The organism is Lactiplantibacillus pingfangensis (genome assembly GCF_005404945.1).
Taxonomy (GTDB): Bacteria; Bacillota; Bacilli; order Lactobacillales; family Lactobacillaceae; genus Lactiplantibacillus; species Lactiplantibacillus pingfangensis.
The window spans coordinates 97,808-112,694 of sequence record NZ_BJDG01000003.1; the positions used below are offsets into that span (position 1 = coordinate 97,808).

The 14,887-nt window shown below is 45.0% G+C and carries 12 protein-coding genes; 9 read left to right on the plus strand and 3 right to left on the minus strand.

Features of this window, described 5'->3' with window-relative positions; translation table 11 throughout:
- Window positions 1-70: 70 nt before the first annotated feature.
- Together cydD and cydC are read left to right on the plus strand one after the other, a co-directional pair.
- Complete coding sequence (gene cydD / locus FFM74_RS01770) at window positions 71-1,804, plus strand: thiol reductant ABC exporter subunit CydD (RefSeq protein ID WP_137624912.1); 1,734 nt, start codon at window positions 71-73, stop codon at window positions 1,802-1,804.
- Window positions 1,804-3,546: a thiol reductant ABC exporter subunit CydC gene (gene cydC / locus FFM74_RS01775; RefSeq protein WP_137624913.1), complete on the plus strand. Its 1,743-nt coding sequence runs from the start codon at window positions 1,804-1,806 to the stop codon at window positions 3,544-3,546. Before cydD ends, cydC begins: the two co-directional genes overlap by 1 nt.
- A gap of 380 nt (window positions 3,547-3,926) precedes the next feature.
- Here cydC and FFM74_RS01780 read toward each other — a convergent pair whose 3' ends face one another.
- Together FFM74_RS01780 and FFM74_RS01785 are read right to left on the minus strand one after the other, a co-directional pair.
- Window positions 3,927-4,181, minus strand: a complete 255-nt coding sequence (locus tag FFM74_RS01780) for a DUF3781 domain-containing protein (protein WP_171000621.1) — start codon at window positions 4,179-4,181, stop codon at window positions 3,927-3,929.
- A 27-nt stretch (window positions 4,182-4,208) separates the two neighbouring features.
- Window positions 4,209-5,186, minus strand: a complete 978-nt coding sequence (locus FFM74_RS01785; protein WP_137624915.1) for a polyprenyl synthetase family protein — start codon at window positions 5,184-5,186, stop codon at window positions 4,209-4,211.
- A 120-nt stretch (window positions 5,187-5,306) separates the two neighbouring features.
- Between FFM74_RS01785 and FFM74_RS01790 the strand changes: the two genes are divergently transcribed.
- Both FFM74_RS01790 and FFM74_RS01795 read left to right on the plus strand, forming a co-directional pair.
- Window positions 5,307-6,218, plus strand: coding sequence for a 1,4-dihydroxy-2-naphthoate polyprenyltransferase (locus FFM74_RS01790; protein ID WP_137624916.1), 912 nt, complete (start codon window positions 5,307-5,309; stop codon window positions 6,216-6,218).
- A gap of 85 nt (window positions 6,219-6,303) precedes the next feature.
- Entirely contained in the window at window positions 6,304-6,780 is a 477-nt protein-coding gene (locus tag FFM74_RS01795) for a hypothetical protein (protein WP_137624917.1), read from the plus strand.
- A 462-nt stretch (window positions 6,781-7,242) separates the two neighbouring features.
- Here FFM74_RS01795 and FFM74_RS01800 read toward each other — a convergent pair whose 3' ends face one another.
- Window positions 7,243-8,217: a Gfo/Idh/MocA family protein gene (locus FFM74_RS01800; protein ID WP_137624918.1), complete on the minus strand. Its 975-nt coding sequence runs from the start codon at window positions 8,215-8,217 to the stop codon at window positions 7,243-7,245.
- Window positions 8,218-8,350: 133 nt separating this feature from the next.
- Here FFM74_RS01800 and FFM74_RS01805 point away from each other — a divergent pair, with 133 nt between their 5' ends.
- From FFM74_RS01805 to pcrA, 5 genes are all read left to right on the plus strand, one after another.
- The gene (locus FFM74_RS01805; protein WP_137624919.1) at window positions 8,351-8,995 is read left to right on the plus strand and encodes a glycoside hydrolase family 73 protein; all 645 of its coding nucleotides are present in this window, start codon (window positions 8,351-8,353) and stop codon (window positions 8,993-8,995) included.
- Window positions 8,996-9,074: 79 nt separating this feature from the next.
- The gene (locus FFM74_RS01810; protein ID WP_137624920.1) at window positions 9,075-9,659 is read left to right on the plus strand and encodes a xanthine phosphoribosyltransferase; all 585 of its coding nucleotides are present in this window, start codon (window positions 9,075-9,077) and stop codon (window positions 9,657-9,659) included.
- A 21-nt stretch (window positions 9,660-9,680) separates the two neighbouring features.
- Complete coding sequence (locus FFM74_RS01815; protein WP_137624921.1) at window positions 9,681-10,223, plus strand: DUF2179 domain-containing protein; 543 nt, start codon at window positions 9,681-9,683, stop codon at window positions 10,221-10,223.
- Window positions 10,224-10,326: 103 nt separating this feature from the next.
- A complete protein-coding gene (locus FFM74_RS01820) occupies window positions 10,327-11,499 on the plus strand; it encodes a 5-(carboxyamino)imidazole ribonucleotide synthase (protein WP_137625031.1) in 1,173 nt (390 codons plus the stop codon).
- A 1,125-nt stretch (window positions 11,500-12,624) separates the two neighbouring features.
- Window positions 12,625-14,883 (plus strand): DNA helicase PcrA, encoded by a 2,259-nt coding sequence (gene pcrA / locus FFM74_RS01825; RefSeq protein WP_137624922.1) that lies wholly within the window; start codon window positions 12,625-12,627, stop codon window positions 14,881-14,883.
- Window positions 14,884-14,887 lie beyond the last annotated feature (4 nt).

Sequence of the window (14,887 nt, forward strand, 5' to 3'; positions counted from 1 at the left end):
ACGAACAGGGTCGTGACTTGGCCGAGTGCCAAGTCGCGGCCTTTTAATATTTTAAGCGGGGGTGACGGAGATGTTTGATCCGGCGCTATTTAAACTTCCCGGGATGCGACGGTTAACGGTCATTTTAGGACTGTTGGCGGTCGTTGAGGGAATTTGTATTATTATTCAGGCTCAATTTCTATCCCTGGCAATCGTGGGATTGTGGCACTTACAGACACTCGCAACGATTGTCCAACCAATGCTGATCTTTGCAATTGCGTGGACAGGACGTCAATTGTTAGTTGTCTTTAAAAACCGATTGATGTATCCAATTGTGGAGAAAACTAGTGGCGACATGCGGCGTCAAGTGATGCAAAAACTGTATCGCTTGGGACCGAGTTATGTTGCTAAAACCGGGACCGGTAATGTCGTAACGACGGCATTGGAAGGTATTGATAAGGTGCAAACCTATTTGATGCTCGTCGTGATCAAGGTCATCGACATGATGGTCATTCCTTGGGTCATCTTAATTTATATCGCTTGGTTACGTTGGCGGGAAGCCTTATTTTTATTAGCTATTTTTCCATTGATCATTGTTTTCATGATTATTCTTGGTTACGCAGCCCAAGCTAAAGCAGATAAGCAATATGTTGGGTATCAACGGATGTCAAATCATTTCGTCGATACCTTGCGTGGCTTGCCGACCTTGAAGCAATTAGGCTTAAGCAAATCCTACGCCACAAATGTGTACCGGGTGAGTGAAGGGTATCGTAAGCAAACGATGGCGGTCATTAAAGTCGCCATGTTATCGACTTTTGCCTTGGATTTCTTCACCACCTTGTCGATTGCGGTGGTGGCGGTCTTCTTAGGTTTTGGCTTAGTCAATGGCACCATCAGTCTACTGCCCGCGCTAGTGATTCTAGTCTTATCACCAGATTATTTTCTGCCATTACGGACGTTTGCCAGTGACTACCATGCCACGTTGAATGGTAAAAATGCGTTTGCTGATGTGCAAAAAATGTTGGCGCTACCAGTTCCGACTCATCGCGACCAATTAGGCACGCAACCGTTGGATTGGCAAGCTGATAGTGACTTGCGTTTGAGCCAAGTTAATTTTAGCTATGATGGCGAGCAGCCAGCGTTAAGCCAGCTAGACCTCACTGCCAAAGGGTACCAGCGCATTGGGATTATTGGCGCGTCCGGTTCTGGTAAATCAACCCTGATTAACTTATTAGGCGGTTTTTTGACGCCCGAGGCAGATCAGGGGAGTATCAAGGTTAACGGTCAAGCCGTTAGCCATCTTAATCAGACGGCTTGGCAACAGAGCTTCTTCTATATTCCGCAAAATCCCTACTTATTCCATGCCACACTGGCAGAAAACATTGCGTTTTATCAGCCAGAAGCGGGAATTTCTGCGATTGGTCAGGCGGCCGCTAAGGCTGGCTTGACCGATTGGATCGAGACGCTACCAGATGGTTTGGCGACCCAAATCGGTGAAGGTGCCCGCGGTGTCAGTGGTGGACAGGCACAACGGATTGCATTAGCCCGGGCCTTTTTGGATAGTTCACGCAAAATTCTGTTGTTCGATGAACCGACTGCCCATTTGGATATCGAAACGGAAGCGGCCCTAAAGCAAACGATTTTACCGGTTTTTGAGAATCATTTGGTCTTCTTTGCGACCCACCGGTTACATTGGATCAATCAAATGGATTATGTGCTGGTCCTGGATCATGGGAAGATTGTTGAACAAGGAACCCCAGCCGAACTTGCGGCTCACAATGGGGCGTACGTTCGATTACGTGATGAAATGGTAGGTGCCATCTAATGAAAGCCTTTTTTGCAACTTTTAAGCACGATACTTGGGTGATGCCGTATCTGCGAAAGTATAAAAAACTGTTAGCCTTAACGTTATTTCTTGGGTTGATGACATTTTTCTGTGGCTCGGCGTTGATGTTTAACTCGGGTTACTTGATCAGCAAAGCCGCACGGCATCCGTACAATATCTTGATGATTTATGTGCCAATTGTCTTAACGCGGGCCTTTGGGATTGGTCGACCAGCATTTCGTTATGCAGAGCGAATTACGAGTCATAATTGGGTTCTACGTATCGTTTCAGATTTTCGTAAAAAGCTCTATCAAGCGGTTGCTAAGCATGCCGTAGCGATTCGTCAGAACTTTCAAACGGGTGACGTCCTCAGTATTTTAGCGGATGACATTGACCATATCGAAAACCTCTACTTGCGCACGGTCTTTCCAACGGTCATTGCCTGGATGATGTATCTGATTATTGTCATTGCGCTCGGCTATTTCAGCTGGTGGTTCGGACTCTTGATGTTTCTCATGCTTGGACTAATCGTGATTGTCATGCCATTATGGTCAGTTTTGCTGAATGGCGCCCGTGAGACGCAAAGTCGTAAAATCCAACAGACTTTTTACACGCAACTCACGGATGCGGTCATGGGATTAGGTGACTGGCTGATTTCTGGTCGTCAAACTGATTTTAATGATCGGCAAACGGCGCCCATTGATGAAATTGCAAGCTTACGTCGGGCTGATCATCGGTTCCAGTGGTGGCGTGATTTTACGATTCAACTGTTATTCGGCGTCATTTGTATTGCTTTACTGATTTGGAGCAGTTTCTATTGGACGACTGATAAGGCCAGTTCAAATTGGATTGCCGCGTTCGTACTATCCGTTTTTCCGTTAGTGGACGCGTTCCAATCGGTTAGCCAAGGAGTCAGTGAATGGCCCAGCTATCAGCGGTCGATTCGGCGGGTCAATGCTTTGGATACCACACCCACGGATGAAACCGATCAAACGGTTTTGACGGAATCCTTTAGTCAGTTGCAAGTTGCCGACTTAGATTTCCAGTATGCGGAAGCTAATCACCAAATTTTTAAGCACTTGAATTTGACCTTAACCGCGGGTGAAAAATTGGCCTTACTAGGGCCTTCTGGCACTGGAAAGAGTACGTTACTCAAGTTAATCTTGGGCGACTTACAACCGACTAATGGGAGTGTGCAATTGAATGATGTGCCGATTAGCCGGCTACAAAATGAACGTGCAACCTTATTCGGTGTGCTGGATCAGCAACCTTACTTATTCAACACGTCAATCATGAATAATGTCCGGATGGGTAATCCAGATGCGACGGATGCGGAAGTTAAAGCCGCACTGACCTCGGTTGAGCTGGCACCATTGATTGATGGCTTACCGGATGGCTATGAGACGATCGTTGAAGAGGGTGGCGCCCGTTTTTCTGGCGGTGAGCGTCAACGAATCGCGCTAGCGCGGATCTTGTTACAGGATGCGCCAATTATTATTCTAGATGAACCGACCGTTAGTCTTGATCCGATTACGGAAGCGCATCTGCTTGCAACGGTTTTCCGAGTTTTACAAGACAAGACGATTTTGTGGGTCACACATCATTTGGCTGGCATCAACTATGTCGATCAGGTTCGTTTCTTAGAAGCCGGACAGTTCGATATGGCCGGGACGCCGCAGGAACTCTATGCGACGGCACCACGTTTTAAACGGTTATATGATTTGGATCAGGGTCACGAATAAACGATTTTTGGCCGCTTCCGGTTGGGACTGATCACATGCGGTCGTGGGACCGCATGTGATCAGTCCCAACCTGCAGCTAATTAATTTTAGTGATGACCGGTTGAACTGTGGTGCTGTATTGATAAATTGGTTACCTCGCAGTGGACCACGGTTTTGACTGACGGAACACGCTACGATTTCTAGTTTAGAAGTATCTGTTACTGAAATGACAGTATTTATACTCCTGTGTATGTCTTCAATTTTCAGTGGCTAATTAAAAAAATGTGTAAGTGCTCGTTAGTCGAGTGCTTACACATTTTTTAGCTCTTTTGAAGGTTAAAACTTGCTATTGGACAATAGACGTTCGCGACAGTCTCAACCTGGCAGCTTTAGTTTCTGGGTCAGAGGGCATTAACCGTAATCAAACGTGAATTGAAAGAATTAATGACTAACTGAACTTGCGTGTGTTGGTTAGTGACGTAATAATTTTTGCCGCGTTTTTCAACTGAACTGGTCACGTCAGCAAGAAGTCGATCAACTAAGGCTTCAATCTCGGTTTGAGTGAGCTGAGTCTTGAGTTTCTTATTGACACGTTGGTAAACCAACTCAGTGTAACAAACGGTTCTTTGTAACTCGCTTAAGAGGGTGTTCGTCATAATAACTTCCTACCAATCTGACTAAGTTTAATGATTTCGAACGAGTAATTGCGTAACTAACCGACGAATGGTTTGTTGGGTCGCACCAGCGGGGAGATCATTGATTAAGCTCAACGCTTGCTGGGTGTAACTGGTGGCCAGTTGTTGCGCCTTGGTGACGCCGCCTAACGCAATCACTTGATCACGAATATTCAAAAGTTGGTCGTTGTTAACCGCAGCGCCGGGCATTGGTAGTTGTTGTGCCAGACTTGGATCAGCCTGCAACGCGTAAATTAATGGCAAGGAATAGACGCCTTCTTTTAAATCGGTCAAAACTGGCTTGTGCGTGAGTTTTTCATCACCGGCATAGTCCAAAATATCATCCAGCATTTGGTAGGCGAGACCAAGTTGGTGGCCAATCTGTTGGGCCAGTTGAACAATTTCAGCCGGAGCTTGGGCCAAGTGTGCGCCTTGTTCGCAGCTTAAACTAAATAGGCGAGCGGTTTTGCCAGCAGCGACGGTTAAGTAGTCCGTCAACGTGGTGCTTGGTTTGAAGTTATGGGCCATTTGATCTAGTTCCCCTTGCAAGATGCCACGCATTGCGGCGGTGTTGCGTTTAACATCGTCACGAGTCAAAGCGGCAATCAAGACTTGATCAAAATAACAGGTGAAGAGTAAGTCACCAGCGTATATTGCGTTTCGTTGGCCGTAGTCTTGATGAATCGTCGTGACGTGCCGACGTTCCTTGGCTTCGTCGATGACGTCATCGTGAATCAGTGTGGCAACGTGTAATAGTTCCATCGCCGCGGCACCCGCCTGTAGTCGTTCAGGATTTTGATCGGTGCCGTATTGACTAAATAAATAAAAAAAACCAGGCCGCAAAAATTTTCCCCCGGCAGCTAAAAGTTCGTGGACGCGGTCATTGATCGCGGGATTATTAATTTGAACTTGCGCTAAAAGGTAAGGCTTTAGCGCCTTTAACTGTTGATATACTGGTGTATTTGGTTGCCAGATATTCTGAATCATGCTTGTTCACCCCGTTGGTGGGGGTGTGTCAAAACTTGCAGCCCCACGCATTCTAAAATACAATCTAACTTAAAGGTACAAAACACTTGAAAGCTTGTCAATCAAAAGGGGAGTCTATTCTTGAAACCAAAAGTATTTCTGGAGTTTGTGGAAATAAAATCACTCATTGCAAGTGTCCTGCCGTTCGTTCTAGGTAGTTTGTATGCCATCTATAACTATCATCAAGTGCATTTAGGCTATCTCGTCTTATTTTTCATTGCCTCATCGTTATTTCATATGGCAACCAATGCCAATGATAATTATCAAGACTTCTTGCATGCGCCACGTGACGCCGCCAACCAAGAATTTTTGGAAGATACTAATGTTGTTGGTGCCAATCAAATTTCCATCAAACAGGCCCGGACGTTGACATTCGGACTGGGTGGCATTTCACTGATTCTAGGTCTCTGGCTCGTGACTCAGACTGGTTGGCCGTTACTCTGGATGGGGATTTATTCCTACGCTGTCGGTTATTTTTATGCTGGGGGACCGAAACCAATTTCATCTGGACCATTCGGTGAATTTTTCTCGGGCTTCACAATGGGCTTTATGATTTTCTGGATTGCCGTTTATATTAATACTTATGAGCTCGCGCCGATTACTTGGCAGTCAACCTTTAATGTGTTAATTTCCGCAGGGTTAGCCATTTTTGCGATTTCAAATATTATGCTGGCGAATAACATTTGTGATATGGACGAGGATATTGCACTGGGCCGTCATACGATTGTGTCTTATTTAGGCAAGCCGGTGATGTTGCAAGTATTTGCTTGGAGTTATATTGCCGGCTACATCTGTCTAATGGTAGCGGTTTGGCTAGGGGTATTACCTAAGCTGAGCTTATTGACATTGTTAAGCGTGATTCCAGTGCTGAAAAATACGCGTCAGTTCATGCACAAGCAGGTCAAACGTGAAACGTTTATCTTAGCCATTAAGAATGCCAGTATTATTTGCTTATCTTTCGTCGTTTTCATGAGTCTAGGACTGATTATTTAAGGCGTAAACAGAAACAGCTGGGGTTACTTCTACGTGAATGATTGTTACAATGAAGGACATAAGGTAGAAGTGAGGTGAACGACACATGTTAATCTTAAACGGGATATTAGCTTTCATAGCGATTCGAAATGTTGGCGTTGAGTCACAATTAGAGATTCGTTCCAAATATCGATGGGGACAATTAGTTGTTGCCGGTTTGTTAGTCATCTGGGGTGCTGGGACGACCGGTGGCCTGACAAATTTTGGTGATCTATTGTTTTGGTCACTATTCATGTTGATCAACATTATGATGGGGACGGGTGGCGTTGCCACGCACAAACTCGTCTTACCAGGCGCCTGGTTCCGGCGAACGATTAAGTTTGAGGAGATTACCGGCATTGAAATTGCGGCGATTCCAACGATTCCGGCGATTGAAAAGAAAACCCGGGTAATCGTGAAGTTCATCCTAAACTCACATCGAGAAATAAGCCTCGTCTTTAACGGCACAGTGACGACGGTACAAGCGGCATTGCAGGCCAAGTTTGGTCAACGGGTTGCCATTGAAATTTCTAAATTTGAATAGTTAAGTTTAAGTACGCTGATGATGATTAATGCTCAGCGTACTTTTTGCAACTCAAAATAAGCGATCCTAAATTTTTACTGCTCCGCCAGTCAGAACCGTTGTGCTATGCGGGACAGCCCCAGCCAAAGGACGGTCTGGGGCTTCGATTCAAAGCCGATAGCCCACGTCTTTGAATCGCCCGGTAAGATTAGGCGGCTAAGTACGCCGGCCAATCTTACTGACACAGCACAACGATTCTGACTGTCTCCGCTAAGCTTAGCTCACTGTTGATTAGCTGGCCGTTAGGGCTGATCTCATCGGTCGTGAGGGTGACGTTAATCAGCTGGATTTGCCGATTTTACAGCACGGACGATCCCGGTCCCAATTCAGCAGCAAGCTTTAACTAAGCTGTATATGCCGATTAGTTATTTACTAGCGAAAACAAAAAGAGCCTGATTGCTCAGACTCTTTGTCAGGACCTAATTATTGTTCAAAAGGATAACGGTAGTCCCATTGATTGCGTGCGGCCGTCATCACGGCCATGACATCAGCGGTTTTAATCAAACTTGTGTTGGCAAGGTTGCCAGCAATCATTTGCTGCATGTCGGCAATTTCATAATTCATGGCTTGTTTGCTGTCACCGGCCTGAATGACACTCGTTTGACCTGTTGAATCGGTAAACAACGCTTCTGCTGCTCGTGGATAGGCGTTAATCGTGAAGTAGCCTTTTTCGTAGGCCACAATTCCTTGTTTTGGCATTTTAGCACGAAAAGTCAATGCGACCGTTGCGAGTTCGTTAGCGGCAGTCCGCAGGCTGATCGTTTCGGACTCGTCGACACCAGTGCTGGCGCGATGCATGGTCGTGCCGGTGATATATGGTGTCGCGGTTAAGAACTCGCGTACAAAGGCCAGTGCGTAGACGCCGATATCCAAAAGGGCGCCACCGGCCAGGGCCGGATTGAAGAAACGATTAGTCGGGTCAAGTTCCTTGTAACTGCCAAAACTAGCTTGAACCATTTTTAATGGGCCTAAGTCGTGTTCACGCGCGAAGTCGTGCAATTTTTGATATAGTGGCATATGATACAAAGTCATTGCTTCGGCGAGAATTAAGTGCTTTTTGGCGGCTAAATCAGTGGCTTTGGTTAAGTCGGTACTTGTCATGGTGATGGCTTTTTCGCTTAAAACATGTTTGCCAGCCTCGAGCGCTGGTATAATTGTATCAATATGGTAATTATGTGGTGTCGCCACATAGACGACATCAACTAATGGATCAGCGAGTAAGTTGTCGAGATTGTCGTAAGCCTTTGGGATGGCGTGTTCGGTTGCAAACGCGGTTGCTTTGGCCTGTGAACGGGAACAAACAGCATAGATTTCACCATCTGGTTGATCAAAGTATTTAACGAAACTGTGCGCAATATTGCCGAGTCCGACAATTGCCCACCGAGTGGTTTTTGACATAAAAAGATCCTCCTCAACCAAGTTTTTTGAGACAGGTTCATTTTAGCAGAAAAATCGCTTAATAGCGTTTTAATTTGACCAAAAACTCGGTAGAATAAGAAGTACTCATGATCTTCAGAAAGGAGTTGCAGGCATGGCCAAAAAACGGCGACCAGCTAACGGGATTTTAATTAGAAATCATCGGATTCAATGGCTGAATGTGATTGTTGCGATTTTAATTCTCGGCAGTCTCAGCTGGTCGATCAAAGCCAAGCTATTATCAACTCCTGTACTGGGTACAAGGACAACGAAGCAAGCAGCGCCAGCAGTTTTAACGCACGCCGCGTTTATCAAAAAGTTAGCGCCAGATGCGCAACAAATGCAGACCAAATATCATGTGCTGGCAAGCATCAGTTTGAGCCAAGCCATTCTTGAATCTGATTGGGGTCACAGCACGAATGCCACCCAAAACAATAATTTGTTTGGCGTGAAAGCCCATGCTGGTGAAAAAGGGAAGCTGATGACCACGCAGGAGTTTTACAACGGCGCTTATCACACGGAAAAACAGCGATTTCGCGTATATGATAGTTGGCATGACTCGATGTTAGGGCATGCCCGTAAGTTAGCCTATGGGACGACTTGGGATCCGACGCATTATCAGGCGGTGGTCCAAGCGACCGATTATCAAACTGCGGCGTCGGCATTGGTGAGTGCTGGTTATGCCACCGATCCGAATTATGCCCAAAAATTAATTAATATTATTCAAAAATATGACTTACAACGGTATGATAAGAAGTAAGTCAGTTAGAATTAACGAAGCAGTCAAACAGCCGAGTCATGAGTGGCTCAGCAAGTCGATAAAAATTCAGGAGGCTATTATGCGACAACTTGAACAACGCATTTTACAAGACGGTCGGGTGTTACCTGGCGAAGTATTGAAGGTTGATGGCTTTTTAAACCATCAAGTTGATCCAGATTTAATGTTTGCCATCGGTTCTGAATTTGCCCATTTATTTCGGGAACTTGGGATTACCAAGATATTAACCGTTGAATCTTCTGGAATTGCACCAGCCGTGATGACGGGCCTGCAATTACATGTTCCAGTTGTGTTTGCTCGTAAACACAAGTCGGTCACGTTGATTGATGACCTATTTACAGCCGAGGTATATTCGTATACGAAAAAAACGTCTAATCAGATTTCGATTTCCAAGAAATTTTTGGGTGCAGATGATAAAGTATTAATCATCGATGACTTCTTAGCAAATGGACAAGCAGTCCAAGGCTTGTTTGAAATTTGTGACCAAGCACAGGCCCAAATTATGGGTGCTGGGATGGTTATCGAAAAAGTCTTCCAGACCGGTCATCAGATGATTAAAGATCGTGGTGTTCGGCTGGAATCATTGGCACAAATTACCTCATTTGAAGGTAATCGGGTTCATTTTGCTTCTGAAACAACCGATTAGTAAGCGAAAGCTGGCGATACGATGCATATTGATATTGGCATGTTGACACTCATTTTTGTGATTAATTTTGCTTATATTACGTTGAATACCTTACGTTTTTTACTGGTCATGCGTGGTTATCGCTATTTTGCCGCGTTCATGTCAGTCGTTGAGATTACGATTTATGTGCTGGGATTGTCATTAGTTTTGAATCGACTAGATAAACCGATTAACTTGATTGTGTATGCCCTCGGCTACGGGGTCGGTGTGTATGTCGGCATGATGCTAGAGGACAAACTGGCGTTAGGTTATACGATGATTTCGGTCATTTTACCAGACCCGAAGTCGCCCTTACCAGGTGTACTGAGAAGCAATGGTTTTGGGGTGACGCAGCACGTTGCCTATGGTTTGGAGGGTGAACGGTTAGCACTCGAAATTTTAGCCCCCCGTAAGAATGAACGGCGGTTATACGATTTGATTAAAGACACGGCGCCAAATGCCTTTATTATTGCGTATGAGCCGCGTTATATCTCTGGTGGTTTCTGGCTGAAACGGGTCAAACGCCGCAATGCTCGTGGAAAATAGTCAGCTGGGACTTGCAACCACGCGGTCGTGAACGTATGATTATAAACGGATAAGAATTCCGAAAAATTTTAATTTATTGAATGAGAAGAAAGTAGGGACGAATGTGGACAACTCGGTTTTAAATCCAGGTGGTACTTTAGGCATTATTGGGAATAGTACCAACGGTGTTGGATTGGTAATTGCCGCGCGCAATGCTGGCATTAATGTCGGGGTTTACGGTGATGACGAAAATACTGAGACCATGGAACTGGCAGATTTTCGCGTTGTCGGCCCCCTCAATGATCAACAACAGTTACAAAATTTTGCGGAACGTTGTGACGTCGTGACGTATGAATCAGAAAGAGTTGATGCGTCGGTTGTCAACTTTTTGGCAAGCCACACGCAAGTCCCACAAGGGGCAGACGCACTTGAAATTATGCAAGATCGCTCACTTGAACGGGCCTTTTTTAGTCAATTAAATCTAAATGTCGCCCCTTCGGCAACGATTGTTAGTTTGGATGATGTGTATCAAGCGATTGGGTCAATCGGTTATCCTAGCGTTTTAAAGCCTATTCAAAAAGGGCTCGGTCAAAATCGGCAACTAGAGATCAAAACGCAAACGGACATTGTTAAAGCCGCCGACTTGCTCGATTGGGGAACCTACTTATTGGAATCATTGATTCCTTATGAAAAAGAACTTTCAGTCGTTGTTGCCAAAACGCCAACTGGGACGGAATACTTTCCAATCGTTGAAAATCGGTATCGGGACCATCAATTGTTGGCGACAATTGTACCAGCCCAGATTGATGCCGACGTTAATGATGAAATTTTACGAATCACGAAAGAAATCAGCGATAATTTGAGTTATACCGGCGTATTTGAAGTCGCGTTCTTCTTAACGAAGAGTGGCAACTTATACGTCAAACGAATCGTTCCGGCCATGCATCAAGCAGGATATGTCTTTGACCGTGCAACGAATATCAGCATGGCTGAACAACATTTACGGGCGATTTCAGGACTGCCACTCATGCCAATTAAGCTATTGCAACCGGTCGTCGTCGTTTACTTTACGACAAACCAAGTTAATGGTATTCGGACACAGTGGCAAATCAAGCCAAACTGGTTCTTTAATTTCTATCACCGGACGAAACTACAGTCTGAAAAGGCCATTATCGCTGGGCACGTTTTAGTGGAAGCCGAGACGGTGAAGGAAGCCTTAGATCAGATTGATGATACTGGAATTTGGCGAATTGCGCGACCAACAAATATCAATGAGACCGCCAGTACTAGTGACTAAATTAAATAATTTTGGATAGTCGTTGAACCTGAAATGGTTGACGACTATTTTTGCTTTTATGAACCATAAGTTTAAAAGATGTTTATTATTGCCGCTTCCGGTTGCCACTGACAACATGCGGTCGTGGGACCGGGCCAAGCCAAATACGTCTTGTCCCTCGCCCGGAACCCTTGCAAAACCCGCAAGTGTCCCGGTCCGTCCGTGGCGTAAAAATCGGCAAGAACAGCCGATTAACGCCACCATCACGACCGATGCTATCAGTGGCAACCTCCAGCTAATCAGGTTTAGTAGAGAGACAGGCCAAAACCGTTATATTGTCTTGATAAAATTGGCCAGTATTCCGAGTAGTTGCCTGTCTTATAGGAAAATTTGAAAACGTGGGTTATCAGTATGGAATCGAAGTTATGGACCGTTCTTTAGCTGGGGCTGTTCAACCGCAGCATAACGATTTTGATCGTAATTGTGGTTTTGATCAACTGGTTATGATACTGAGTTTGGTTAGTTGTTTGATTGTGCCACGACCCGGTGGAATTACTGGCGTCATTTAGTTTTTATGAACGGGAGTGGTTTTAGCTGATGAGCATGGGTTCGCATGGCTGAGACAGGGTATCGGTATGTTGTTGCATTTAGGTGTAGTTATTTTGAAGTGAGGACGGTCAGATCGAGTGAGCTAACAATATTTTAGCTTTTTACAAATTTAACTAAACCTGGTGAAGAAAACCAAACTAGCCGAGAGGTTGGGGGCTGTTAGTGCTCAGTGGTGAAATTTTACTTGGTTGGTGGTGGGCTGTGCCAGCGACCTAGTAAAAGGTCGGCTTTCGAGACCGCTTTGTGGCTCGGAAACGTGCCCACCACGTTCCAGCGCTAACAGCCCCCGACCGGCAGGCTGAAATGTGATCAATTTGGGCTTGAACTTTTAGAACTTAAATGTGCGAGCTTTGGGCTTGAACTTTTAGAACTTAAATGTGCGAGCTTTGGACTTGAACTTTTAGAACTTAAATGTGTGTACTTGGGGCTTGAAATTTTAGAAGTTAACCGGCATTAAACACAGGTTTACCCGAGCATTAACGGCCAAAATTTGCTATAATATTTACTGACTGATTTTAAGAAAGGGTGGCGAACAGCGTGTCGAAAGAAAGCCTATTGGCAGGAATGAATGACAAGCAGCAAGAAGCCGTATTAGACACTGAAGGACCGCTACTAATTATGGCCGGTGCGGGCTCCGGGAAGACCCGAGTTTTAACGCATCGAGTAGCCTACTTAATTGAAGAAAAAGGGGTTGATCCCTGGAATGTTTTAGCCATTACGTTTACGAACAAAGCCGCCCGCGAAATGCGTGAACGGGTCGGTAAGTTGTTGGGCGAATCAGCGCGTGATGTCTGGGTCTCCACTTTTCATGCCTTGTGTGTGCGGATTTTACGCCGCGATATTGATAAAATTGGTTATAACCGGGCCTTTACGATTGCCGGGAGTAGCGAACAACGGACGTTAGTTAAACGAATTTTAAATGATCAAAATATTGATTCGAAGAAATTCGATCCGCGGTCGATTTTGTCGGCAATTTCGAATGCCAAAAATGATTTACAAACCCCAGCAATGTACAAAGAATCGGCGGCCAGTCCGTTTGAAAGCATTGTTGCCGATGTTTATGATCAGTATCAACACGAATTGGCCGCTGACCAAGCTGTCGATTTTGACGATTTGATTATGTTGACGATTCAATTATTCAAAAGTAATCCAGAAACATTAGGTTGGTATCAAGATAAATTTCATTATATCCATGTCGATGAATATCAAGATACGAATAATGCGCAATATACTTTGGTCAATATGTTGGCTAAAAAGTATCAAAACCTCTGTGTTGTCGGGGACGCTGACCAATCAATTTATGGTTGGCGTGGGGCAAATATGGAAAATATTCTTGATTTTGAGAAAGATTATCCACAAGCCGACAGTGTGATGCTGGAACAAAATTACCGTTCTACCAAAACGATCTTGGCAGCGGCGAATAAAGTGATTAATAACAATACGACGCGCCGGCCCAAGAAACTGTGGACCGAAAATGACGAAGGTAATCAAATTTCTTATTATCGTGGGCAAAGCGAAAATGATGAAACCCATTATGTCATTTCAAAGATTCAAGAAGAAATGGCCGAAAATAAGTATAATTATGGTGATTTCGCGATTTTGTATCGGACTAATGCCCAGTCACGGGTGATGGAAGAATCACTGGTTAAAGCGAACGTCCCTTACACAATGGTCGGTGGTAATAAGTTTTATGATCGTAAGGAAATTCGCGACGTTTTGTCGTACTTGACCTTAGTTGTCAACGATCAAGATTCCATCAACTTTGAACGGGTCGTTAACGAACCTAAGCGTGGAATTGGCCAAACGAGTGTGGATAAATTGCGTGCCTTTGCGGATGAAGCCGGCTATTCCATGTTAGAAGCGGCCAGCAACGTTGATATGGCCAATGGGATTTCAACCCGCGCCAAGGGTGGAATTGCCAAATTTGCCGCCACGATGAATGAGTTGCGGGCGATGCGTGAGTATTTGTCGGTGACCGATTTAACGGAAGAAATTTTGAAGCGTTCTGGTTATATGAAGGCCTTGAAGGATGCTAAAGCGGCTAAACCTTTGGAATCCCAGACACGAATCGAAAACATTGAAGAATTCTTATCTGTCACGAAACAATTTGATGACAGTTATGAACCAGAAGATGAAGAAAGCGATAAGTTTGTTGATTTCTTAGCAGATTTAGCCTTGGTTTCCGATGTTGATAATGTGGAAGAAGAACCACAAGCAGTGACGTTAATGACGTTACATGCGGCTAAGGGCCTCGAATTCCCAGTGGTATTCATGATTGGGATGGAAGAAGGCATCTTCCCATTGTCACGTGCCATGATGGACGAAGATGAACTCGAAGAAGAACGGCGATTAGCTTACGTTGGGATCACCCGAGCAGAAAAGAAGCTCTACCTAACTAACGCCTATTCACGGATGCTCTATGGTCGCCGTCAAAGCAATCAAGCCTCACGCTTTGTTGAAGAAATCGACCAAAGCTTAATTAAAAATGATAATCAACTCGAAGGCGGCATGTCCAGTGGGCCAGACGTCCCATTTGCCACGAAGAAAGCCTTAACGCCGCGCTATAAGAAGAACCCCGTCGGCACACGACCAACCGTTAAAAAGGCCAGTGGTACTGGCGCCGATAAAAATAGTTGGCGAATTGGTGACAAGGTCTCCCATCGTAAGTGGGGAACTGGCACAGTCGTCAAAGTGACTGGTGCTGGTGAAGATGCTGAATTAGATATTGCCTTCAAGTCTGAAGGAATCAAGCGATTATTAGCGGCGTTTGCACCAATTCAAAAAGTTCAAGATTAACTCT